We start from the raw sequence: 1,971 nt of genomic DNA, 5'->3' as shown, positions 1-1,971 counted from the left end.
GTCCACCTCCGAGCGGTCGGGCTGGGGCAGGGTGCGGGTCTCGGCGAAGCGGGCCAGGGCGGGGGCGGCGCTCGAGAGCCCCCCCACCGCCTGCCCGCCCAGCACGGCCTGGGCGGCCCGGTCGGCCTCACCCTCCCCGCGCTCGCCGGCCAGGGTGAGGGGGCCGGGGGCGGGTGAGCTGCCCTGCTGCACCACGTGGGCCAGCTCGTGGGCCAGCAGGCCGCGCCCCGCCGGGCTGTGCGGCGCGTACTGCCCCTGTGCGAAGACCACGTGTGAGCCCACGGTGTAGGCCCTCGCGCTCACCGCCCGCGCCGACTCGGCGGCCCTCGAGCCCGTGTGCACCCGCACCCGGCCGAAGTCGTGGCCGAAGCGCGGCTCCAAAGCGGCGCGCACGGCGGGCTCGAGGGGCTGCCCGGGCAAGCCCAGCACCTCGTGGACGATCTCGGGCACCTGCGCGGGGGCCGGGCCCAGGCCCTTGCGCTGCAACCCCAGCCGCTTGCGGCGGCAGTCCTCGCACTCGCCCGTAGGCCCCGGCGTGCCGCCGCAGGCGCACTTGCGCTGCAAGGTTCCCCTGGCCCCGGGCGGCGCGGCGGGGGCGGGGGCTTTGGCGGCTTGCGGCGTTTGCTGGCTCATGCGCCTCCTTCAGGGGATGGGACAGGCGGGCAGCCCGGGGGTGATGCCGAAGACGTCGGCCACGAAGCTCGCGTAGCACTCGGCGTGGCGGAAATTGCCCCCCGAGCCCCTGGCCCCGTGACCCACGCGCTCCCAGATCATGTGCGAGGCCTCGTGGATGAGCAGGGTGGACTGGGTGCCGGGGGGGCCGGGGGCCCAGAAGCCGGGGCAGAGGAAGATCGCGTCCACCCCCGGGCACGACCAGGCGTCGTTGGAGCAGTCGGGGATGCTGCACCCGCCGAAGGAGCTGGCCCCGCCGATGCAGCGGTAATGCAGGGGGCCGTCGAAGGCGTTGGCGATGAGCCCGTAGCGCCGGGCCATGAGCTCCATCTCCTGGCCTCGAGCCTCCTCGAGGGTGGGCACGACGCCGCCGGTGAGCCGGTTCATGAAGCCGCCCCGCACCGCCGGGGGCACCCCGAAGCGGTCCTCGAAGGCGGTCTCCAGCACCGAGCCCGGGGCACCCAGGCCCGCCCGGGTCAGCCCCCCCGCCAGGGTCAGGAGGATCGAGACCGCGCCGGCCATCGCCCGGGCCCTGTCCTCGACCGCGGTCAGCTCGGCCACGGGGTCGGCGGGGGCGCCGTCGTTGCCGGCGGTGCAGTCCACCCGCCGCGGGATGACCCGGCGCGCGAGGGCGGGCCTCGAGGCGCTCGAGGGGGCGACCGTGGCCCTGCCGCCGCCCAGGGCCGAAGCCGCCGCGCGCTCCGCCTGCCGCTCCTCCTCGCCCGCCGGGGAGCCGATGCCGGAGGGCGGGCCCGCGGGCAGGCGCTCCTGCTGCACGACGTGGGCCAGCTCGTGCGCGAGGAGCTCCCGCCCCGAGGCGGTGTGGGGGCTGTACTGGCCCCGGCCAAAGACCACGTCCGGCCCCACGGTGTAGGCCAGCGCGTCCACGGCCTCCGCCGAGGCCGAGGCCCGGGCGTCGGCGTGGACGCGCACCCGGCCGAAGTCGTGGCCGAAGCGGGGCTCGAAGAAGGCGCGGGTCTGCGGCTCGAGCCCCTCCCCCGGCGAGCGCAGCACCTCGTGCACCACGGGCGGGACGCTCTGCGGGGCGGGAAGCAGCCCCTGGCGCCGCTTGCGGCACTGCTCGCACTCGCCGGTAGGACCGGCGAGGCCCCCGCAGGCGCAGCGGCGCTGCAAACGGGCGTCTCGAGCCGCCGGGTGAAAGCCGGGACCCGGGGCCGGGAAACTGCGCGGGGCTTCCCTCACGGCGCTTCGCCTCCCTCCGGGCTGGGGTCGAGCCCCCGGTACACCGCCCGCGCCACCTGAGCCCCGACCTGCTCGGCCCCCGGCGGGCCCGCGACG

Annotated in this window: 2 protein-coding genes; both read right to left on the bottom strand. The window is 77.4% G+C overall.

All coding sequences use genetic code 11. The features are described 5' to 3' along the window. Window positions 1-633: eCIS core domain-containing protein (locus Mterra_RS20855; protein WP_218022996.1), on the bottom strand; the 633-nt coding region annotated here is incomplete at its 3' end. A gap of 9 nt (window positions 634-642) precedes the next feature. Then, window positions 643-1,806, bottom strand: coding sequence for an eCIS core domain-containing M35 family metalloendopeptidase (locus Mterra_RS20850; protein ID WP_218022995.1), 1,164 nt, complete (start codon window positions 1,804-1,806; stop codon window positions 643-645). Window positions 1,807-1,971: the final 165 nt, after the last annotated feature.

The organism is Calidithermus terrae, from assembly GCF_003574345.1.
GTDB classification, from domain to species: domain Bacteria; phylum Deinococcota; class Deinococci; order Deinococcales; family Thermaceae; genus Calidithermus; species Calidithermus chliarophilus.
This window is presented reverse-complemented; position numbering and strand designations above follow the sequence as displayed.